Source organism: Streptomyces sp. NPDC002619, from assembly GCF_042889305.1.
In the GTDB taxonomy this organism is placed as follows: Bacteria; Actinomycetota; Actinomycetes; order Streptomycetales; family Streptomycetaceae; genus Streptomyces.
On the sequence record NZ_JBIAQV010000014.1, the window covers coordinates 173,606 to 194,853 of the forward strand.

Below are 21,248 nucleotides of genomic sequence, written 5' to 3' on the forward strand. Positions count from 1 at the left end.
ATCATGGCTGGCGCTCTCCTCGATCATTCTGGCTGCCCCGCCCGTCATGTGCGCGTCGGCGAGGACAAGGACCGGCCCGTCCCGCCCCGGCGTATGCGCGTCCGGGTCACGGCGCCCATCCGCTCCAGCCCCGCCATGCGCACGTCGGAGAGCACGAGGCCCGACCGGTCCCACCCCGCCATACGCGCGTCGGCGAGGACAAGGACCGGCCCGTCCCGCCCCGCCATGGGCGCGCCGCAGTGCACGAACCCCGACCCGCCCCGCCCGGCATGCGGAGGTCTCATGGGCGCGGCAGGCTGGAAGGCGATTCATGTGCGGGTGGACCGGCCCCTGCCGCCGACAGCCCCGGAGGTTCTCACAGTGGCGCACAGCGAACCCGGGCGGCAGCTGAACGAGAGGTCGGCCTCGATGCTGGAGGCGCTGTTCACGCAGTCACCGGTAGGCCTGCACCTGCTCGACACCGAGTTGCGTGTCGTGCGGGCCAACACCGCGACGCCCGCCATGCGGGGCCTCGCCGCGGAGGACGTGGTCGGGCGGCCGATCAAGGACGTGTACGAGGTCGTCGGGGAGGACTTCGAGGCCAACGTACGCACCGTGCTGGACACCGGTGTGCCGCTGCGGGGACACATCGTGCAGGCCCGCGCCAAGGGGCGGGCCACCGAGGTGCGGCACGTCGAGGTGACCGTGCTGCGCCTGGAGAACCCGGAGGGCCAGGTGCTGGGTCTGGCCGTCACCGGGGTCGACGTCACCGAGCGCGAGCGCAGCCGGAACCGTGCCAAGGTTCTCGACTCGGTGCGGCGGGCCGTGGGCCGGACGCAGGATCCGGCCGTGACCGGTGAGGAACTCGTCGCGGCCGTGGTGCCCGCGTTCGCCGACATCGCCATCGTCGAGGTGGTGGACGCCGTGCTCCGCGGTGACGATCCGCCGCTCGCCCCGCTGCCCTCGGAAACCCCGCTCCTGCGCACCGCATTCCGCAGCAGGCACAGCCGGCCGCCCAAGGCGCACCCGGTAGGCGACGTACACCTGCTGCCCGGACCGACGCCGTTCACCCAGGCCCTCGCCGACCTGTGCCCGCGGGTGGTGCATCTGGAGCCCGACGCCCCGTGGTTCGACATCGATCCGCCGCGCGCGGAGGCCATCCGCTCCGCGCACGCCCACTCCCTGCTCGCGGCGCCGCTGACCCTGCGCGACACGGTCGTGGGTCTGGTCAGCCTCTACCGGACGGAGCCGGCACCGCCTTTCGACGAGGGCGATCGGGAGCTGGCGGTGGAGCTGGCCGCCCACACGGCCCTGTGCATCGACAACGCCCGCCGGTTCACGCGGGAGCACACCATCGCCTCCACGGTTCAGCGCCAACTGCTGCCCCGCAAGCCTGAGTCGCACACGTCCCTGGAGACCGCGTTCCTGTCCGTCACCGGTGCCGACCCCGGGGCGTGGTACGACACCATCGCGCTGTCCGGCGCCCGGACCGCGCTGGTGGTGGGCAGCGTGTCCGGGCGGGGGCTCGACGCGGCGACGACCATGGGCCAGTTGCGCACGGTCATCCGCTCGCTGTCCGCGTTCGACCTCGCCCCCGACGAACTCCTCGCCCGACTGCACGACACGACGGCGCAGTTGGCCACCGAGCGCGCCTCGCTGCCCGCGGGCGATCCGCTGCGCCGCGAACTGCTGACCGCCGACTGCGTGTACGCGATCCACGACGCCCTGACGGGCAGCTGCGTGATGGCCGGCGCGGGCCAACTGGCGCCGCTCGTCGTACGCCCGGACCGCACCGTCGGCATCCCCGAGCCGCCGTCGGGGCCGCGGCTCGGCCTCTCCGAGGACGCGCCGTTCGCCTCGGTCGCGTTCCAGGTGCCCGGCGGCAGCGTCCTGGTCTTCACCAGTGACCCGCTGCTCACCGCGTATCTCGCCGAGTCCCCCGGCCCGCTGCGGATGGCGCCGGAGTACGCCGACCGGCCGCTCCAGGACCTCTGCGACGCCATCGTGTACGCGCTGCCGCCCGGCCTGGGCGCGGGGGACGCCGCGGTGATCGTCGCCCGGGTCCACTCGTTCCCGGCCGACCGGTGCGCCGCGTGGGAATTCGCTCCCGAACCCGCCTCGGTGGCCGACGCCCGGCGCCTGACCCGCGAGCGGCTCGCCGGCTGGCAGGTGGACGACGAGACGGCGTTCAACACCGAACTGATCGTCAGCGAGCTGGTGACCAACGCCGTACGGTACGGCCGCCCGCCGCTCAGGCTGCGCCTCATCAACGACCGCACGCTGACCTGCGAGGTGCTCGACGGCGGTGCCGCCGCACCGCGCCTGCGTCACGCCCGTACGGCCGACGAGGGCGGCCGGGGCCTGTTCATCGCAGCGCAGCTGGCCCAGGGGTGGGGCACCAGGTACTCGCCGGGCGGGAAGACGATCTGGACCGAGCAGCCGCTGCCTTCGGCGGCGCCGGACACCCGCTGCTGATCAGCTCCGGCCATCGCCACCCGGGTCGGGGGCCGCGTGCCGGTCGCCGAGGTCGATCCGGCCACCGGCGGCCAACAGGGCGAGCACCGCGAGGACGGCGAGCAGGACCAGTACGAGGAGCAGGACCGTCAGTACCGTCGGGTGGTTCCACAGCGCGAAGACCAGGGCCACGATCAGCAACACGGTCAGGGTGATCGCACGGCGGTAGGTCTGTGCCAAGGTGCCGACCTTGCGGGTGCCGACGTGGTGGGCGGCCGCCCAGCGGGCCGCGGCGTCGGCGGTGCGCTCGGAGGTGCCGCGGACGGCGACGGGCAGGCGTCCGGGGCCGATGAAGTAGGTGCCGAGCGCGATGACCACGCCGAGGACGATCGCCGTGCGCAGGCTGACGCGCAGGAACCGCAGCAGGGTGTCGAAGACCGCGGCGGCGGCGGACTTCGACTGCACCTGGGGCGGGAGGTGGTCCAGGTAGTAGTGGCGGGCGACGACCAGCCCGATCGCCACGACCAGACAGGCGAACGCGGCTCCGAGCGCGGTACGGGCCAGGGCGCGCCGGCGCCCGTGGGCCAGCAGTACGCCGCCGGTGCCGAGCAGCACGACGAGCACCGGGAACCAGTTGCCGACTACGTCCAACAGGTGCGCGCCCTTGCGGGCCTTGGCCAGTTGGTCGGACTGGAAGAGCACGAGCTGCTTGTCGACGTCGGGGATCTTCTCCGCCGGGGTCAGCCCCGCGTCGACCAGTTCCTTCTTCACCTGCTCCACGGCGGTGCCCACATTGAGCGTGACCGTGCCGTCGGAGACTCCCACCGCGCCGCGTCCCTCGCCGGTGAGCGCGTGCACGACGTTTTTGTGGGCGATCCGGTTGGCGTCCTTCCACACCGTGGCGAAGGCGTCGCCGTCCACGACCCGGGTGGCCACCCGGTTGACGGCCTGGTCGGCCGCGGCGTCCAATTGCGGGCCCAGGCTCTTGAGCGCGTTCGCGGCACGCGGCGGCAGCCCCTGTTTCTCCAGCCACGTGGCGACGTCCGAGGCTGCCTGCTGTCCGTTCACATGGACGTCGACGGCCTCGCCGATCCGGTGGACCGCCGCGTCCTGGATCGCCGGTTCGGTGGCGAGGGGCGCGACGGTGGAGACGTACCGGTCGGTGTCGAGGACGATGTCGTGCAGCCAGACCGCCAGCAGGGCGACGGGCACCAGGACGCAGGTGAGGACGATGAGCACGGCCGAGGCGGTCCGCCGGGCGATCCTGCCGGGAGCGGAGCCGGGCGCGGACGTCGCGTCGTCCTGCGGGCCGCCCGTGCCCGGCGGGCCCTGCGAGCCCCGGCCGGGTGGTCGGGGCTCGTGCGGATCGCTCATGGGGCCTCCGACAGGGTGCATGCCTGATCACCCCATTGCCTCAGCCGCCCGCCCTCGGAGCACTCCGGGAGCGCCCGGACGGGCGACCCCGGGGACCGTCGGATCGAGCGAGTTTGACTTCGAGAGCACTTCAACGCCTAGCGTCCAGAACGCGGCACCATCCGTCGCGCGGATCACTCGCCCCTGGCTTTCGAGCACCCCCGGGATGCAGAGGCGCGGAATCCGCAGCTTGATGGAGGGGAGGCCGTGCGAGGCCATCGGCAAGGAAAGGCTGGAAGTCATCATGGAACAGCGCAGTCTGCGAGACCTGCGAGTATCGGCCCTGGGCCTCGGCTGCATGGGAATGTCCGCCTTCTACGGTTCCGCCGACGAGGACGAGGGCATCAGGACCATCCAGCGCGCCCTGGACCTGGGCATCGACTTCCTGGACACGGCGCAGATGTACGGGCCGCTCACCAATGAGTCGCTCGTCGGGCGTGCGATCCGGGGTCACCGCGACGAGTATGTGATCGCGACGAAGTTCAACTACCGCATGGACGACGCCGTTCCGGGCGACATGAGCACGGTCGGCCCGCAGGACGGCTCCGCCGAGCACGTACGCAGCTCGGTCCACGGCTCGCTCGAGCGCCTCGGCACCGACTACATCGACCTGTACTACCAGCACCGCGTCGACCCCAAGGTGCCGATCGAGGAGACCGTCGGCGCACTGGCGGAGCTGGTCGCCGAGGGCAAGGTCCGGCACATCGGGCTGAGCGAGGCGGCGCCCGAGACGATCCGCCGCGCGAACGCCGTGCATCCGGTCACGGCCGTGCAGACCGAGTACTCGCTGTGGACCCGCGACCCGGAGAACGGGGTCCTGCCCACCTGCCGGGAGCTCGGCATCGGGTTCGTGCCGTACTCACCGCTCGGCCGCGGTTTCCTCGCCGGCCGGTTCTCCTCGCCCGAGGAACTCGACGAAAACGACTTCCGCCGCAGCGGCCCCCGTTTCACCGGCGACAACCTCGACGCGAACCTGCGGCTGGCCGCGAAGGTCAAGGAGATCGCCGCCGAGAAGGACGTGACGCCGGCTCAGCTGGCGATCGCCTGGGTGCTGGCCCAGGGCGAGCACCTGGTACCGATCCCGGGCACCAAGCGGCGCACCTACCTCGAGCAGAACGCGGCCGCGGTCGACGTCGAACTGACCAAGGAAGACCTGGCCCGGATCGACGCCGAACTCCCGCCGGTCGCCGGGGAGCGCTACGACGAGGCCGGGATGAGGACCGTCAACCTCTGAGCACACGGCGGTGCGTGCGCCGGCCCGGGGCCCCGGCTCCGGGCCGGCGCGCGTCGTACGGGCCGGGTGCCGCTCGATGTGCCTGAGTTGGGTACTCACGGCCGGTTGCGAGTAGCTCAGGTCGGCGGCGGCGCGGTCCACGCTGCCCGCGTCGGCGATGGCGCACAAGGCGACCCCCCGTCGGCGCCCCCGCGGCGCACAACGGGGCGAACAGGAACAGTGAGCCCGGCCGACCGGCACCCCATGAAAGATCAAAGTACCGAGGGGTTAGCATATGAGCGCCGCCTAGCTCGAAAGATAGATCTGTGACTGTCAACGAGGACTCGTTCACCAACTGGAAGAACCGCGAGGAGATCGCGGAGTCGATGATCCCGATCATCGGGAAGCTGCACCGCGAGCGGGACGTGACCGTCCTGCTGCACAGCCGCTCCTTGGTGAACAAGTCGGTGGTCAGCATCCTCAAGACCCATCGGTTCGCCCGGCAGATCGCCGGTGAGGAGCTCTCGGTCACCGAGACGATGCCGTTCCTGCGGGCGCTCACCGCGCTGGACCTCGGCCCCTCCCAGATCGACATCGGCATGCTCGCCGCGACGTACCAGTCCGACGACCGTGGCCTCACGGTCGAGGAATTCACCGCCGGGGCCGTCGCCGGCGCGACGGGCGCCAACAAGATCGAGCGTGGCGAGGGCCGTGACGTCGTCCTGTACGGCTTCGGCCGCATCGGCCGTCTCGTCGCCCGACTGCTCATCGAGAAGTCCGGCTCCGGCAACGGTCTGCGGCTGCGCGCCATCGTCGTGCGCGGGGGCGGCGGGCGTGCGTCCGAGGATCTCGTCAAGCGCGCCTCTCTGCTGCGCCGCGACTCGATCCACGGCCCCTTCCAGGGCACGATCACCGTCGACGAGGCGAACGGCACGATCACCGCCAACGGCAACGAGATCAAGGTCATCTACGCCGACGACCCGACGTCGGTGGACTACACGGCGTACGGCATCAAGGACGCCATCCTCATCGACAACACGGGCAAGTGGCGCGACCGCGAGGGCCTGTCGAGTCATCTGCGCCCCGGCATCGACAAGGTCGTGCTCACCGCGCCGGGCAAGGGTGACGTGCCCAACATCGTGCACGGCGTGAACCACGACACGGTCAAGCCGGACGAGCGGATCCTGTCCTGCGCGTCCTGCACGACCAACGCGATCGTCCCGCCGCTGAAGGCGATGGACGACGAGTACGGGGTGCTGCGCGGCCACGTGGAGACCGTGCACTCGTTCACCAACGACCAGAACCTTCTGGACAATTACCACAAGTCCGACCGTCGTGGCCGTTCGGCGCCGCTCAACATGGTCATCACCGAGACCGGTGCGGCCTCCGCGGTCGCCAAGGCGCTGCCCGACCTCAAGGCGAAGATCACCGGCAGCTCGATCCGGGTCCCGGTGCCGGACGTCTCGATCGCGATCCTCAACCTCCAGCTCGCCCGCGAGACCACCCGCGAGGAGGTCCTCGACCACCTCCGCGAGGTGTCGCTGACCTCGCCGCTCAGGCGTCAGATCGACTTCACCAGCGCCCCCGACGCGGTCTCCAACGACTTCATCGGCTCGCGCCACGCCTCGATCGTCGACGCCGGCGCCACCAAGGTCGAGGGCGACAACGCGATCCTCTACCTGTGGTACGACAACGAGTTCGGCTATTCCTGCCAGGTCGTCCGCGTCGTCCAGCACGTCTCCGGCGTGGAGTACCCCACGTACCCGGCCCCGGCGGTCTGACCCACGAGCGGCAGCACGGGCCGCTTCGCACCGCCTCACGCATGATGCCGTCGATCTGATGACAGGTCGGCGGCATCACGCATACCCGCCGGTGCACGTCACATGACGAAGTAGCCGTCATTCCAGGGGAGTTGACGACGCCATCCCTCCCCTGTCAAGGTCTGGACCTGTAGCACCAGAAGGCCGCCGCGAGCTCTTCTTCACCAACCTCCCCACCGGGCCGAGGCATCGGCATCTCGCCTCCCCGTTCACGAGTGAGGACTTCCCGTGCGCAATCCGGTATCCCCCACGCTCCCGTCCCCGAACTCCCCGTCCCACCCCGCCCGTTCACGGCGTGCGCGCACCGCCCTGGCCGCCGCGCTCGGCGCGCTCGCCCTGGTGATCGCGTTGCCCAGCAGCGCCAGCGCCAACGTCCTGCAACTGCTGCCGCAGAACGCCGACGGCCTGGAGCAGAGCTTCTCCCCGGCCTACGACTACGACGGCGACGGCTGCTACGCCACGGCCGCGATCGGCGCCGACGGCACCATCAACCCGGGTCTCAAGCTCGGCGGCGACGTCAACGGGCACTGCCACGACTACGCCCAACTGGCCAACGCCAACACCTACTCGCGCGAGAAGTGCAACAACGGCTGGTGCGCGGTGATGTACGCCAGCTACTTCGAGAAGGACCAGGCGACGCTCGGTCCGGCCGCCATCGGCCACACCCACGACTGGGAGCACGTCGTGGTGTGGATCAACAACAACGAGGTCCAGTACGTGTCGGTGTCGCAGCACAGCGGCTACCAGGTGGCCGGTCGTTCGGCCGTCCGCTTCGACGGGACGCATCCGAAGGTCGTCTACCACAAGGACGGCGCCTCGACGCACTGCTTCCGCTTCGCCAACACCAATGACGAGCCGCCGGAGAACGCCACCGGCGGCTGGTTCTACCCGCGCCTGGTGGGCTGGAACGGCTACCCGGCCGGATACCGCGACAAGCTCCTGAGCGCGGACTTCGGCGCCGCGACCATCAAGATCAAGGACGGCGACTTCCAGTACGGCCTGGCTCACTCGATGCCCGCGGGTATCCCCTTCGACCCCAACGCCTGACCCTCCCGGGTTCACGGCACCGTCCCGCTCACCTCCCAGGCCTCGGAGGTGAGCGGGACGGCGGCGTCGTACCGCTGCTCCGTCACGGCACCACGAACCCCGCGCCGGCATCGTCCGGGCCACCGCCACGCGGGAGATCCGCCGTACGGAAGAGGAGCCGGGTGCGTCCCCGGGCGTTCACGGAAGCATCACGAACAGTCCGCTCCCCATGTCCAGAGCGGAACTAGCGTCTGCCGCGCCCGAAATCAACCCACGAAGGATTTCGATGTCCTCAAGACATGTTCTCGCCGGTCTGGCCCTGGTGCCGGTGCTCGCTTTCCCGTCGGCCGTCCAGGCCGCCGCGGCCGAACAGCCCGGCGTGCTGCCCCAGAAGACCCACTTCGACCTGCAGGCCCACCGCGGCGGCATCGGTATGACGACCGAGGAGTCGCTGGAGGGCTTCGGCAAGGCGATGCGCCTCGGGGTGACCACGCTCGAACTGGACACCCACGTCACCAAGGACCTGAAGGTCGTCGTCAACCACGACCGTCAGATCAGCGCCCAGAAGTGCCGCGACACGGCGCCGGTCACGCCGGGCGACCCGATGTACCCGTACGTCGGCAAGTACATCAAGGACCTCACGCTGGCCCAGATCAAGACCATGGACTGCGGCTACCAGCAGCTTCCCGGCTTCCCCGAGCAGGAGGTCGTCAAGGGCTTCCGGATGGTGGAGCTCAAGGACGTCCTGAACCTGGTGAAGAGCTACCACGCCAACAAGATCAAGCTGAACATCGAGACGAAGGTCGAGGCCGGGGCGCCCGAACAGACCCAGCCGCGCGAGCTGTTCGTCCGCCGGGTGTTCGAGGAGATCCACAGCTCGGGCATCGAGGACCAGGTCACCATCCAGTCCTTCGACTGGGGCGCGCTCAAAGCCATCCACAAGCTCGCGCCCAGGTGGCCCCTGGTGGCGCTCACCAACTACGACTTCCTCCAGGTCGGACAGCCCGGTGCCTCCCCGTGGCTGGGCGGGATCGACGCGGACGACTACGACGGCGACTTCGTCAAGGCGGCCGCCGCCGTCCCCGGCGTCACCGCCCTCTCGCCCAACTACGGCTTCCCGCAGAACGGCAAGATCGGCGACCCGGGCTTCCGCTTCTACCCGGACGCGACGATGGTCTCCGAGGCGCACGCCCGCGGTCTCAAGGTCATCCCGTGGACCTGTGACGACCCGGCCACCGTGGAAGCGCTGATGGACATGGGCGTGGACGGCATCATCACCAACTACCCCAACCACGTACGGCAGATCATGGCCGACCGCGGCATGCGCCTGCCGAAGGCCTACGACCCGAGCTGACCGGGCACACCGGAATGACGGAGCCCGCCCCGGTGTGCCGGGGCGGGCTCCGCCGTCGTACGCCGGGGTCAGCCGGCCTGCTTCAGGTCGGTGATCTTGAGGGTCTGCAGGTCGGACTGGACGTCGATGTTCGTGACCTGCGCGTCGGGTCCGTCGCTCCAGGTGAGCGTGACCCGGTTCGTGGCGTGGCCCGCGCCGGAACCGGTGTTGGTGACCTTCCACTTCACGGGCACGTTCTGCGCGAAGAGGATGCCGTCGGCGTGCTCCCGGGCCTCGAACACGGCGACCTTCTTCTGGGCGCCTGCGGAGAGGTAGAACGAGCGCAGCGCCTTGGCGGCGGCCCCCGCGGCCGGGTCCTCGCTGTCCCAGACGGCGTCGATGTAGGCCCCGTAGAAGTCCGCCACGCGCCGGCCCGCGCCACGCGGGTCACCCTGGGCGCCAGAGGCCGCCGCGGCTCGAGTGGTGGTGGTGTGGGTCGCGCCGGTTCCGGCGAGGGCCGGGGTCACGGCGGCGAGGGAGAGGACCGCGGTGATGGTGGCGGCGGTGAGCAGGAACCTGCGGCTGCGCATACGCATGGTCATGTCGTGCATTCCCCGTTTCCTTGCGGCCGGGTCTTTCCCGGCCGTCGGCACTGCTGAAGACCGCATTCCCCGCACGCCGGTTGAACCGCTTTTTCGGAAATTTTCCCGCTCTGGAAAAGGGAAATGGTTGCGCCGAATTTCAGCCGGACGCCGCACGCCTTTCGGTCAGCCGGGCGAGGTTGTCGAGGGCCATACGGGTGCCGAGTTCGTTGTCCTCACGCGGGATGTCGTCGGGAATGCCCTCGTGCACCATGACCACGTCGGTGCCGTCGTCGGTCTCGGTGAGTCTCGTCGTCATCGTCATCGCGCCGCGCAACGCGTCGTCGCCCGTCTCGAACTCGATTTCCTCGACGACCAGTTCACCGGGCACGAGCCGGATGAAGTGTCCCCGGTAGGTGTCCGTGTGGCCGCCGGACTTTCCCGCCCTTTCGGCCGCGTCGTAGACGAGGGACACCCGGAACGCGCCGCCTTCGCGGGCGTCGAATTCATGGACGTGCGCGCTCATCCCGTCCGGCGCCCGCCATCGGGCGACCGCGTCGGCGTCGACGAGCGCGCGGTAGACCGTCGCGGCGGGCGCCTGTACATGCCTGGATACTCGCATGGCATACATGCCCACACGCTACCGCCGGGTCCGGTCCGACCGGGGTCAGACGAGGTGCGCGAAGACCACCAGGTTCTCCGTGTAGTCCTGGGCCTCGTGGTCGTAGTTCCCGGCGCAGGTGATGAGGCGTGCCTCGGCGCGCGGGGTGTCGGCGTACACGCGGCGGTTGGGGAAGTCGTCCTTCTCGAACGCCTCGGAGCTGTCCACCACGAAGTCCGCGTTCTTGCCGTCGGCCCGCCTGACGGTGAAGTGGTCGCCCGGCTTCAGCTCCCCGAGTCCGGCGAAGACGGCCGCGGAGGTCGTCGTGTCGTAGTGCCCGGCGATGATCGCGGTGCCGGCCTCGCCGGGGGAGGCGCCCTTGGCGTACCAGCCGACGAGGTTCACGTCGCCCGCGGGCGGCGGCTGGAGCTGCCCCGTCGGACCGAGGGTGAGGGTGGTGAACGGGGCGTCCACGTCGATCTTCGGGATGAGCAGACGTGTCGGGCTGGACCGGGGCAGATGCTTGCCGGCCGGGTGCGCGATGGCCGCGGAGCCACCGGCGCGCGGCGGGGCGGTGCTGTCGGGCGGCTTGCCGCCGCCCATGCCCGCGGCCAGGAGCAGGCAGGCGACGCCCCACATCACCAGATGTCCGCCGGAGCTCGGGGACGGCTCGGGAGCTGTCATCGGACACCACCTCACTCGGTCGCGGCTGCGCGGCGGTCACGGCATACGGGAGGCCGGCCGCCGGCCCGGCGTGCGCGGCGTCGGCCCCCGAGTCGTGGGCGGCCGGTCAGGAGAGCTGCCCGACGGCGTTCCTACGACGCAGCGCGTACACGCCCGTGCCCAGGAAGGCCAGGACGGCGAGGCCGCCCGCGCTGACGCCCGGCGTGGCGAGCCCGCCGCCGCCGGCGTGGATGCCGCCGTTGGGCCTGTTGCCTATCCCGTTGCCTATCCCGTTGCCGATCCCGTTGCCGATCCCGTTGCCGTTGCCGATCCCGTTGCCGATGCCGAGCCCGTTACCGATGCCGAGCCCGTTGCCTATCCCGTTGCCGTTGCCTATTCCGTTGCCGTTGCCTATTCCGTTGCCGATCCCATTGCCGAGCCCGTTGCCGATCCCATTGCCGAGCCCGTTGCCGACCCCATTGCCGATCCCATTGCCGTTGCCAATCCCGTTGCCGATCCCATTGCCGATCCCGTTGCCGCCGCTGCTGTAGGAGGAGTCTCCGCTGTTGTTTCCGCTTCCGGAGGCGTATGCCCCGGGGGCGGCGAACGCAAGGGCGGCGGTGGCGGCCGCCGTAGCCAGGAAAATTCGGGCAGAACGCATCTGGAAGTCCTTCCGGCCCGGACCGGGCAGCCGATACTCCATCAGCTGAGATCACCCGGCCCGACATGAACCACCGTCAATCAGCCCCTCCGCTCGCACCATCCGGGCCGCCCAGCCGGGTTAACCGGACACCCCGGCCGGCCCCTTCGCCCCGGATCCGGGACCAGCACCGGGATCGGCCGACTGGTGTACTGAGCGGCGGCGCGGCGGTCGAGCGGCCGCATGCCGAGGAAGAGGCCGTGGAGGCCGTGCCCGGCGCGCTGTCCGGGGAGCGCCGGGCGCAGCTGTCGCCGGGGCGTACGGTGCCGGACCGGGTCCGTCAGCTGTCCGCCATCGGGATGCGCTGGACGTGACGGGGGCGGTCGGCCTCAAGGTCTCGGCCGGACGGCGACGATCGGCATCAACCCTCCGCCGGACGCCAACGCTCGCCTCAGTCCGTGAGCCCGGCGGCGACCGTCGCGCCCAGTTCCCAGCACGCCTCGAGGTCGGTCTTGCCGGGCTCGCCCGTCACGGTCACCGCGTCGGCCGCGCGGCGCCAGCCGAGGCCGGTGGTGATCGACTCGATGCCGCGCACGGCCCCGGTGACGTCGTTGCCGCCGTGCACGAAGTAGCCGAAGGGCCTGCCCCGGGTCTCGTCCAGGCAGGGGTAGTAAACCTGGTCGAAAAAATGCTTGAGGGCACCCGCCATGTAGCCGAGGTTCGCCGGGGTGCCGAGCAGATAGCCGTCGGCGGCGAGCACGTCGGACGCGGTCGCGGCCAGCGCCGCGCGCCGTACGACCCGGACTCCCTCGATCTCCGGCGTGGTGGCGCCGGACACGACGGCCTCGAACATCGCCTGGCAGTTGGGTGAGGGCGTGTGGTGAACGATCAGCAAGGTAGGCACATCACGCACCCTGCCGTGGCGCGCCTCCCGGCCGCAAACGGTGCTGCCAGGGAACCGGGAGCCCACGGGCAATCCCGTACGGCGTCGTCGGTGCCCCCGGTTACCCTTCCCACCTGGAGGACAACGTGAGCGAGAAGAGCTACCGGACGGCGGGGCATCCGATGGCCGGCCGGTCCCTCCCCGTCACGATCGTCCACGCCTGTCAGCGCGACGGCAGCGGCGGCAGCCCCACAGCGGTGCTCGACGACGCCCCGCTCACCGAGGCCGACCGGCTCGCCCTGCCCGCGAGCCTCGGCACCTCCCATGCCGTTTTCGTCACGACCGGCGAGACGGACGGCGGCCGTACGGGCGCGACGCTGCGCTTCTTCACGTCGGCCGGTGAGCTGCCGGCCTGCGGGCACGGCACGGTCGCAGCGCTGGCCGTGCTCGCCGAGCGTGCGGGAACCGAGCGCTTCGAGGCCGAACTGCGCGCCGGAGGACGGACGTTCACCGGGAGCTGGGCACGTGACGGCGAGCGGGTCGAGGCGGTCTTCGATCCCGGTCCGGTGCGCCTGCGTGAGCCCACCGAGGCCGAAGCGGGTCTGGTGCTCGCCGCGCTCGGCATCGCCGAGGACACGCTCGCGGCCGGTGTGCGGGTGGCGTCCACGGGGCGCTGGCGGTTGCTCGTGCCGGTCCGGTCGCGGGCCGTGCTCGCCGGGCTCTCCCCCGACTTCGACCGGCTGCGCAGTGCCTGCGACCGGCTCGGGCTGCTGGGCTGTTACGTCCACTCCGTGCCGGGCGGCGAAGGCGCCCTGGCCGCCCGGATGTTCGCGCCGGCGATCGGCGTCCCGGAGGACATCGCCAACGCCAACAGCACGGCCTGTCTGGCGGCGCACCTGGCGAGCGAGGGCCGTACCCGGATCACCGTCGACATGGGCGACTCGCTCGAGAGCCCCGCCACGGTCGTCGCCACCATGCGGCCCCGTCCGGTGGGGCCGCCACTCGTCCGGGTCGGCGGGGAGGCCTCGGTCGTCAGGGTGGTGAGCTGGTCACCCTGACCGGCCGCGGCCTCCCGTGCCGCGCGGTTCCGTCGGTCGGTGCCGGGTCACATGGAACGGCGTCCCATGCGGCGCAGCACGACGAAGCCCGCGATGACGAGCAGTGCGCCGAGCGCGGCGGGCCAGAGGTTCGCCCCCGTCTCCGCGAGCCCGCCCTGGACCGCCTGGGGTTCGGTCTGCGCGGCGGCGGAGGGGGCGTCGGCCCCGACCACCGCGGGCGCGTCGGACTGGGTGGGTCCGCCGAGTTCCGAGGATTCGGTGGCCCCGCTGTCGCTGCCGACCTCGCTGACCTTGCCGTCGGCCTTGTCCGAGTCATCCTGTGCCGGGGCGTTGCCGTCGGGCGACGCCGTCGCGTACACCCTGGGTGCCTCGGTGGTGGGGGCGTCGGTGGCCGGGGGCGTATCGGCCGGCGGTTCGCCGGGCTCCTGCGTCGCCGTGTCGCCGGGGGCGGGCTCGTCGCTCTGGCCGGGCGCGGGGGCGGGATCGGAGGCGGGCGGGTCGCTCGGCTCCTGGCCCGGCTGCTCGCTCGGCTGCTCGCTGGGAGCCGGGGCGGCACCGGAGCCGCACGTGCGGCCGGAGTTGATGCAGTCGACCATCTCCCCCATCAGCTTCTCGTCGAAGACGTTGATGAAGTCGCCGTGGTCGGTGACCGGCTTGTGCAACTGCTCGGGGAAGGAGTCCACCGCGAACAACGGCGTGGTGCGGCCCCCGTCCTGGAGGCTGGGCGCGTCGACGTCGTAGACGATGCGCTGCACCAGCTGCGGAATCGCCTCGAAGCCCTGGGGGCAGCTGCCGTCCGCGGCGGCGAACGCCACGTGCGTGCGGTGGTTGGCGCTGTCGATGTTCCGTCCGTCCCAGCAGCTCTGGAACTTGAAGGTGCGTACGACGTCGCTGCCGGACGGGCACAGCGGGTACTTGTCCTTCAGTTGCCGATCCTCGAAGCCGGTGCAGCTCCACGACGCATTGGCGTTGGCGGGGCCGTTGACGAACGCCTTGGCGTCGCCGGTGATGATGCGCAGCAGCCGCGGCATGGCCGTGACCTTGCCGCGCGGGCTGCCCTCGAACGACAGCGTGACCTGCTCGGGCGTGACAATCTTGCCGGCGTTGCCCTCGGTGCCACCGCCCGGCGCGTCGGCGTCCCGCTCGCGCGAGCCGTCCTGCAGACGCAGTACGGGCCAGTAGTACGTCGACTTGTCGCCCTTGTCCTCGCAGCTCGTGTCGGCGTTCGCCAGGTCGTCGTCGCTGGCGAAGGCATTGTTGGACTGGTTGCCGATGTAGTCGTGGAAGTGGTGGGCGCCGTTGCTGACGCCGGGAGCGACGATCACGTTGTCCGAGTTGAACAGTCCGCCCGCGTTGACACCGCAGCTGCTCGTGAAGGTGCCCTTGGAGGCGTCGGCCTGCTGGGGCGGGTTCTGCACGTTGGGCTGGACGGTGGTGATGTCGGCGTAGTCGGCGGCGACGGGGCCGTTGCCGCCCTGTCCGCCGTTCTGCTGTTGAGCGCCGTCGCCCTGCCCCTGGCCCTGACTCGGATCGGCCTGCCCCTGGCCGCTGTTCGCGCCGTCGCCGGTCTGGTTGCCGGCCGGCCGCAGCGTGCATGCGGCCAGGTCCTCCAGGCCTTGCGGGCGGTCCCCCGTGCGGTCGATGGCGCCCGCGATCCGCTCGATGGTCGCGGCGCGCTTGTCCTTGAGGGGGTTCATGATGCTGTTGTCGGCGAACGCGGAATCCTGCTGCTGGGCCTGCGCGGAGTCCTGCAGTTGCTGGTAGGCCGCGGCGATCTGCTGGTCGAGGAGGGCGAGTTCGCGGTCGACGTCCGCCTTCGCCTCGTCCGGCACGGCGGTCAGGCGGCTGCCGATGTCCGGGCAGTCGATCGTGGCCGCCCCCGCGGCCAGGACCTGTGCGTTCCGGCTCTGGTCCGACTCCTGACCCCAACCGCCTTCGGTGGCGGACGCGTAGACGTTCACCGCGATCAGACCACCTCCGCCCAGCATCAGTGCGACCGCTGCGAAGGTCGCGCGTCGTGCGCCTGTCGGGCGTCTGCGCCTGTTGCGTCCCACGGAAGTACCCCTGCGTCTCGAGGCCGTCTCGGCATGGAAATCCCCCGCACCCATACGGCGCCGCACGCCCGGGTGTTCAAACGCCCCGCGGATTCATGGCCACCTCATGGCCACCAAGGGCGCATGGCGACACGGGCGTCACGGCCGACACGGTTGAACAGCCGTACGCAGTCACCCGACTCCGATCCGTGACGCCCGGCAGCCCGCATGCCGTTTCGTGGGAAAATGATGCAAAACCTGCTGCCGACCGGACGGCGATGCCATGACGAATCCGGAGATCGACTACGCGGCGGTGTTCCAGGCCCTGCCGGGCACGGTGGCGCTCCTGACGCCCGATCTGATGTACGCGGACGCCAACGCAGGGCAATTGTCCCGATGCATTGCAGCCCGTCCCCGAACTGCGGGGCGAACATCACAAATACGTATCGGGCAATTCGCACTTCAACCTTCACGTGCGCCACACAAGTTGGCTAAGTTGACGACCGGGCCGCACGGCTCCCCCCGGCGAATCCCGCCGGGCCGCGTGGCCTCCGCCGAGTCCGGCGCCCTGCGTGGCGACCGGAGCCGGGGACCCAACCGACATTGGGGTGAATCGGTCCAACTGCCCGTCGGGGCAGGGGCCGTAGGGCAAGCCTTCCGGAATCGACCGCCCGAACCCGACAGCTAACTCGGTAGGCGGAGTACGGAAGGAGTGCGTCTCCCATGGCGCCGGAGAGCCGCGACGAGGTTCGACAGCGGATCGACAGCCTCTACGACCAGGCAGAGAACGCCACCGGGAACTACAACGCGACCCGCGCGAGGACGTCGGGCACACGGGGCCGTGGCGTCCCGTTGCGCAAGAACCGCTCCGCACGGACCGATCCCGATCTGGACCAGGTCACCCGGCAGTGGTTCGACGCGGCCCGCGCGAAGCTCGGCCCGACCGTGCCGGCCGCACTGCCGAACGACCGCAGGCCGCAGCGCCCCGCCGAGGATCGCCCCAAGGCTCAGTCGGAGGATGAACTCAGGCGCGCGGGGCCGGAGTTGACAGGTCGTCGACGCATGCCGGAGCTCCCCGCCGGGCCGTCAGCCGGAGCACTCGATCGCCCACTGCGGGAACCGGCGGTCCGCCCCGTTGCCGAGCTGACCGCAGGGTCTGGCGGATCCACGGGACCGGACGCGTCGCCGACCGGCCGGCTCGTCGCCGCGTTGCCCGCCGTACCCGGCTCACGCCGGGAACCGGAGGCGCCCAAGGCACTGCCCGCCCGCGCCGCCGAGCCGCGGCGCCCCTCGCCGGGCACCGCCAAGGAGCGGAACCGGCGCAAGCTCGCCGTGGCCCGTGACCTGCTGTCGCGGTACGCCGTACAGCGGACCGGCCCGATCGCGGCGATCGAGGCCCGGCCGACCGACTCGGGCGCCTGGTCCGGCGTACAGGCTCCGGTGGAACAGCCGACCGAGGAGGAGTGGCGACCCCCGTCGTGGGCGGTCGGCCTCGGCGTGGCGACACCGTCGTCGACGGACACGCCGCGCGGCACAGCCGATGCGCTCGGCATGCCGGACCCCCTGGGCACGTCCGACCCGCTGGGTACACCGGACCCCCTGGGCTTGCCCGACGCACTCGGTCCCAGCACCTGGGCCGAACCCGGGTCCTTCGCAGCCCCCTCCCCCACCACCGACATCGGGACCTTTCTCACGACCGCCCTCACGGACACCGGATCCTTCGCGCCGGTCGGTATCGGCAGCGCGCCGGACGCCCTGTACGGCGGCAACGCCGGCAAGGCCGTCGCCTTCGCGCGGGAGCAGATCGGCAGGCCGTGTCTCTGGGGTGCGACCGGGCCGGACTCGTACGACTACGCGAGTCTCACGCAGGCCGCCTGGAAGGCCGCGGGCGTCGCCCTGCCGCGTTCCGCGCGGGAGCAGGCGAGCGCGGGCATGTCTGTCACGCTCACCGACATCCAGGACGGAGATCTCGTCTTCTTCTTCGACAACGACAGTCACGTCGGCCTGTACGTCGGCAACGGCATGATGGTCCACGCGCCCGGCCCCGGTTCGCTCATCCGCGAGGAGTCGATCTTCGGCGCCGGGGAGTCGGCGATCCACCGGGTGATCAGGCCCGCGTGACCACAGGGGTCCGGTCGGCCCATTAGAGCGCCTTATCCAGCCCATAAGATCGCTTTATGGGGTCATAGACCGGACCCCCGTACTAACTTAGGTCTGCCTTAGCTTAGGCTTCCCGATCGAGTCGCCTTTTCCTCGCTCGAAGGGAACCTGATCATGCCGCGCCCCCTGCGGGTAGCCATCGTCGGAGCCGGCCCCGCCGGGATCTACGCCGCCGACGCCCTGCTCAAATCCGAGGTGGCCGCCGAGCCCGGTGTGTCCATCGACCTCTTCGAGCGGATGCCCGCCCCCTTCGGCCTGATCCGGTACGGCGTCGCGCCCGACCACCCGCGCATCAAGGGCATCGTCACCGCGCTGCACCAAGTGCTCGACAAGCCGCAGATCCGGCTGTTCGGCAACGTCGACTACCCGAAGGACATCAGCCTCGACGACCTGCGCGCGTTCTACGACGCCGTGATCTTCTCCACCGGCGCGATGGCGGACCGCGACCTGTCCATACCCGGTATGGAACTGGACGGTTCGTACGGCGCCGCCGACTTCGTCTCCTGGTACGACGGTCACCCGGACGTGCCCCGGACCTGGCCCCTGGAGGCCGAGAAGGTCGCCGTGCTCGGCGTCGGCAACGTCGCGCTCGACGTCGCGCGCATCCTGGCCAAGACGGCGGACGAGCTGCTGCCCACGGAGATCCCGCCGAACGTCTACGACGGTCTGAAGGCGAACAAGGCGCTGGAGATCCACGTCTTCGGCCGCCGCGGCCCGGCGCAGGCGAAGTTCAGCCCGATGGAGCTGCGGGAGCTGGACCACTCCCCGAACATCGAGGTGATCGTCGACCCCGAGGACATCGACTACGACGAGGGCTCGATCGAGACGCGGCGCGGCAACAAGCAGGCCGACATGGTCGCCAAGACCCTGGAGAACTGGGCGATCCGCGACGTCGGTGACCGGCCGCACAAGCTGTTCCTCCACTTCTTCGAGTCCCCGGCCGAGATCGTCGGCGAGCACGGCAGGGTCGTGGGCCTACGCACGGAGCGCACCGCTCTCGACGGCACCGGCAACGTCAAGGGCACCGGCACGTTCAAGGACTGGGACGTCACGGCGGTCTACCGGGCCGTGGGCTACCTCTCCGAGAAGCTGCCGAAGCTGCCGTGGGACATCGAGTCCGCCACGGTTCCGGACGAGGGCGGCCGGGTCGTCGAGGAGAGCGGCGCGCACCTCCAGTCCACGTATGTCACCGGCTGGATCCGGCGCGGCCCGGTCGGTCTGATCGGCCACACTAAGGGCGACGCCAACGAGGCGGTGGCCAACCTCCTGGACGACCACGCGAACGGCCGCCTGCACACCCCGGACTCGCCCGGGCCGGAGGCCGTGGACGCGTTCCTCGCCCAGCGCAACGTCCGCTTCACCACGTGGGAGGGCTGGTACCGCCTGGACGCCGCCGAGAAGTCCCTGGGCGAACCGCAGGGCCGCGAGCGCGTGAAGATCGTCGAGCGCGAGGACATGCTGCGGGAGAGCGGGGCGTAATTCCCTGCGGCAGTCCCCCCGACTGACCGCGCCCACACCGGACGCGGCGAGCCGGGGACGCAGGCGAACGGGACCCACCCCAAGCGGATGGTGGGCGGGCCCCGTTCGACGGTCCATTGTCGTGCGCCGGACAGATCATCGGCATGTGTGAAGCGGGGCCGCCTGGAGTGCGCCGTGCACACCCCGAGTGCGCCGTGTGCGCCCGGTGCGCCACGATTCGTCAGCCCCGGACGACGTGCCGACGGACCGGGCCGTGATACTGGTAGGCGCACGACGTCCCCGTCCGCAGATTGGCTCATGTCGAACTCCGCCTCCGACCACCCCTCCATTCCCAGCACGCTCTGGCCGGCCCGCGGCCACCACGCAGGTCCCGGTGCCGAGGACATCCTCCGCAGGAATCTGCGCCGCCTCAAGAAGAGCGGGGTCCTCGACGACTTCGCCGAACCGCCCGTGCCCGAGGGCGACCCCGAGCGGGTCTTCGAGGCGCGATGGCGGGTGGGCGGTGATGTGACGGTGCGGGCCCGTCTGACACTCGTACCGCAGCAAGGGCGTGAAGACGGGCCGGAGTGGCTGCTGGTGGCGGAGGCGGAGCGCCCCTGGGACGAGCGGTGGCCGTCACCCATCACGATGTTCTGGCCCGAGGACGACACCGACTGGGATCACCATCACGGCGTCGCGGGCCTACGTCTGCGGGAAGTCAACCCGCTGCCCGCCGACGATAAGGACATGCGGCGCGTGCTCAAGGCCGCCGCGCGTGAGTCCTGGGCCGTCCAGCTCGTCGTGCACGAGGCCATGACCCCGGACGAGTGCGGCCGGCTGCCGCTGGCGCGCCTGCTGCCCCCGGGACTGCGGCACCGCGTCGTGGAGCACCGGGCGGCGCCGCAGCAACTGCGCGCCGTGAACTGGGCGCTGCGCGACCTCGGCGTGGAAGTGCCGCGCGGCGGAGCCGTGGTCCTGCCCCCGGATCCGGCGCCGCCCGGCTACGACGCCCGGGAGTTCTCCGTGCGCAGCGTCTTCCTGGACGGCTCCGAGCCCACCGAACTCGTCGACGTACTGAGGCGCTTCACCGCCCTGCCGAAGCCCCTGCCGCAGGGCGCCGGCGAGGCATTGACCGGCCTGCGCGAGAACTGGACCCTGATGACCCTCGAGGAGGAGCTGGCGCACGAGCGCAGGCTGGTGGTGATGTACGCCGAGGCACTCGAGGCGATGACCAGGTCCCGGGATCTGTACCGGGAGGCCGCCGAGCGGGCTCAGGAGGCGCTGGCGGCCTACCGGGACGTACCCGACCGGGCCGCCGCACCTCAGGAGGTGCCCGGTCCCCGGACGGCTTCGCCGTTCCAGCAGTTGACGCGTACGTTCGGACGGCTGAAGGGCGCCGCCAAGGGGCTCCGCCCGACGAACGGCACGGCCGACACGCCGGACGGCGACGTCGCCGACGAGGCCAATCGTCCGTCGTGACCCGTCCGGGAGGCGATACTGCCACCGCGGGCGGGAAGAGTCGAGGAAGGACCGGACAGGAGACCTCATGGACACGACCACGACACTGCTGCTGGTCGCCGCCGTGCTCGCGGCGGCCCTGCTCGCCGTGGCCGTCGGTGTGCTGGTACGGCTGGTCCGCACCCGGCGGAACCTGCGGCGGGCCGGACTGCCCACCGGCCCGCGCTGGGTCTTCTGGGGCGCCGTCCTCTATCTGGTGCTGCCGACCGATCTGCTGCCCGACCCCGTCTACCTGGACGACATCGGCGTCCTGATCCTCGCCCTGCGCTCCCTGCGCACCGCCAGGACCCTGCCGACGGACGGTACCGGCGTCTGAGCCTGTCAACGACCCGGGACTGAAGGTCCCGGGCTTGCACAACGGGCATCACTGGCGGTGATGCTGCGTTTGCGTCCAGCCCTGTCCCGCTGGCGCGGG

18 protein-coding genes, 1 pseudogene and 1 riboswitch are annotated in these 21,248 nt (G+C 70.9%); of the genes and pseudogenes, 10 read left to right on the forward strand and 9 right to left on the reverse strand.

Annotated features, from left to right (window positions below; genetic code table 11):
* Positions 1 to 44: 44 nt before the first annotated feature.
* A complete protein-coding gene (locus ACFYXB_RS23060; RefSeq protein WP_389585285.1) occupies positions 45 to 284 on the reverse strand; it encodes a hypothetical protein in 240 nt (79 codons plus the stop codon).
* Here ACFYXB_RS23060 and ACFYXB_RS23065 point away from each other — a divergent pair.
* The gene (locus ACFYXB_RS23065; protein WP_389585287.1) at positions 283 to 2,454 is read left to right on the forward strand and encodes a SpoIIE family protein phosphatase; all 2,172 of its coding nucleotides are present in this window, start codon (positions 283 to 285) and stop codon (positions 2,452 to 2,454) included. The two genes, ACFYXB_RS23060 and ACFYXB_RS23065, sit on opposite strands and share 2 nt — an antisense overlap.
* Here ACFYXB_RS23065 and ACFYXB_RS23070 read toward each other — a convergent pair whose 3' ends face one another.
* Positions 2,455 to 3,807, reverse strand: a complete 1,353-nt coding sequence (locus ACFYXB_RS23070) for a hypothetical protein (protein WP_389585289.1) — start codon at positions 3,805 to 3,807, stop codon at positions 2,455 to 2,457. It abuts the gene before it with no gap.
* 283 nt (positions 3,808 to 4,090) lie between these two features.
* Here ACFYXB_RS23070 and ACFYXB_RS23075 point away from each other — a divergent pair, with 283 nt between their 5' ends.
* Positions 4,091 to 5,080, forward strand: a complete 990-nt coding sequence (locus ACFYXB_RS23075) for an aldo/keto reductase (RefSeq protein ID WP_389585291.1) — start codon at positions 4,091 to 4,093, stop codon at positions 5,078 to 5,080.
* Between the two features lie 66 nt (positions 5,081 to 5,146).
* Here ACFYXB_RS23075 and ACFYXB_RS23080 read toward each other — a convergent pair.
* Positions 5,147 to 5,248, reverse strand: a pseudogene (locus ACFYXB_RS23080) (LysR family transcriptional regulator); the annotation flags it as partial.
* A gap of 137 nt (positions 5,249 to 5,385) precedes the next feature.
* On the opposite strand from ACFYXB_RS23080, the gene ACFYXB_RS23085 reads away from it, so the two are divergent.
* The 3 genes from ACFYXB_RS23085 to ACFYXB_RS23095 all read left to right on the forward strand — a co-directional run bounded on the left by ACFYXB_RS23085 (position 5,386) and on the right by ACFYXB_RS23095 (position 9,259).
* Entirely contained in the window at positions 5,386 to 6,840 is a 1,455-nt protein-coding gene (locus ACFYXB_RS23085) for a glyceraldehyde-3-phosphate dehydrogenase (protein ID WP_389585293.1), read from the forward strand.
* A 348-nt stretch (positions 6,841 to 7,188) separates the two neighbouring features.
* Positions 7,189 to 7,926, forward strand: a complete 738-nt coding sequence (locus tag ACFYXB_RS23090) for an NPP1 family protein (RefSeq protein ID WP_389585331.1) — start codon at positions 7,189 to 7,191, stop codon at positions 7,924 to 7,926.
* A gap of 265 nt (positions 7,927 to 8,191) precedes the next feature.
* Positions 8,192 to 9,259: a glycerophosphodiester phosphodiesterase family protein gene (locus ACFYXB_RS23095; protein WP_351358402.1), complete on the forward strand. Its 1,068-nt coding sequence runs from the start codon at positions 8,192 to 8,194 to the stop codon at positions 9,257 to 9,259.
* 68 nt (positions 9,260 to 9,327) lie between these two features.
* On the opposite strand, the gene ACFYXB_RS23100 is transcribed toward ACFYXB_RS23095, so the two are convergent.
* The 5 genes from ACFYXB_RS23100 to ACFYXB_RS23120 all read right to left on the reverse strand — a co-directional run bounded on the left by ACFYXB_RS23100 (position 9,328) and on the right by ACFYXB_RS23120 (position 12,627).
* Complete coding sequence (locus ACFYXB_RS23100; RefSeq protein ID WP_389585295.1) at positions 9,328 to 9,849, reverse strand: hypothetical protein; 522 nt, start codon at positions 9,847 to 9,849, stop codon at positions 9,328 to 9,330.
* Positions 9,850 to 9,979: 130 nt separating this feature from the next.
* The gene (locus ACFYXB_RS23105) at positions 9,980 to 10,450 is read right to left on the reverse strand and encodes an SRPBCC family protein (protein WP_389585297.1); all 471 of its coding nucleotides are present in this window, start codon (positions 10,448 to 10,450) and stop codon (positions 9,980 to 9,982) included.
* A gap of 36 nt (positions 10,451 to 10,486) precedes the next feature.
* The gene (locus ACFYXB_RS23110) at positions 10,487 to 11,104 is read right to left on the reverse strand and encodes a class F sortase (protein WP_389585299.1); all 618 of its coding nucleotides are present in this window, start codon (positions 11,102 to 11,104) and stop codon (positions 10,487 to 10,489) included.
* 106 nt (positions 11,105 to 11,210) lie between these two features.
* Complete coding sequence (locus tag ACFYXB_RS23115) at positions 11,211 to 11,744, reverse strand: hypothetical protein (RefSeq protein ID WP_389585300.1); 534 nt, start codon at positions 11,742 to 11,744, stop codon at positions 11,211 to 11,213.
* Between the two features lie 430 nt (positions 11,745 to 12,174).
* Complete coding sequence (locus ACFYXB_RS23120) at positions 12,175 to 12,627, reverse strand: NAD(P)H-dependent oxidoreductase (RefSeq protein ID WP_351358388.1); 453 nt, start codon at positions 12,625 to 12,627, stop codon at positions 12,175 to 12,177.
* 125 nt (positions 12,628 to 12,752) lie between these two features.
* On the opposite strand from ACFYXB_RS23120, the gene ACFYXB_RS23125 reads away from it, so the two are divergent.
* The gene (locus ACFYXB_RS23125; RefSeq protein WP_389585303.1) at positions 12,753 to 13,664 is read left to right on the forward strand and encodes a PhzF family phenazine biosynthesis protein; all 912 of its coding nucleotides are present in this window, start codon (positions 12,753 to 12,755) and stop codon (positions 13,662 to 13,664) included.
* Between the two features lie 47 nt (positions 13,665 to 13,711).
* Here ACFYXB_RS23125 and ACFYXB_RS23130 read toward each other — a convergent pair whose 3' ends face one another.
* Entirely contained in the window at positions 13,712 to 15,652 is a 1,941-nt protein-coding gene (locus ACFYXB_RS23130) for a DUF1996 domain-containing protein (RefSeq protein WP_389585334.1), read from the reverse strand.
* Between the two features lie 587 nt (positions 15,653 to 16,239).
* Positions 16,240 to 16,412: riboswitch (cyclic di-AMP (ydaO/yuaA leader) on the forward strand.
* 8 nt (positions 16,413 to 16,420) lie between these two features.
* Between ACFYXB_RS23130 and ACFYXB_RS23135 the strand changes: the two genes are divergently transcribed.
* The 4 genes from ACFYXB_RS23135 (at position 16,421) to ACFYXB_RS23150 (ending at position 21,149) form a co-directional block, all read left to right on the forward strand.
* Positions 16,421 to 17,818 carry an NlpC/P60 family protein gene (locus ACFYXB_RS23135; protein ID WP_389585305.1) on the forward strand — a complete coding sequence of 466 codons (1,398 nt, stop codon included), beginning with the start codon at positions 16,421 to 16,423 and terminating at the stop codon, positions 17,816 to 17,818.
* Between the two features lie 153 nt (positions 17,819 to 17,971).
* A complete protein-coding gene (locus tag ACFYXB_RS23140) occupies positions 17,972 to 19,336 on the forward strand; it encodes an FAD-dependent oxidoreductase (protein WP_389585306.1) in 1,365 nt (454 codons plus the stop codon).
* 297 nt (positions 19,337 to 19,633) lie between these two features.
* Entirely contained in the window at positions 19,634 to 20,794 is a 1,161-nt protein-coding gene (locus ACFYXB_RS23145; RefSeq protein WP_389585308.1) for a hypothetical protein, read from the forward strand.
* A gap of 67 nt (positions 20,795 to 20,861) precedes the next feature.
* Entirely contained in the window at positions 20,862 to 21,149 is a 288-nt protein-coding gene (locus tag ACFYXB_RS23150) for a YkvA family protein (RefSeq protein WP_388500295.1), read from the forward strand.
* The last annotated feature ends 99 nt before the right edge of the window (positions 21,150 to 21,248 follow it).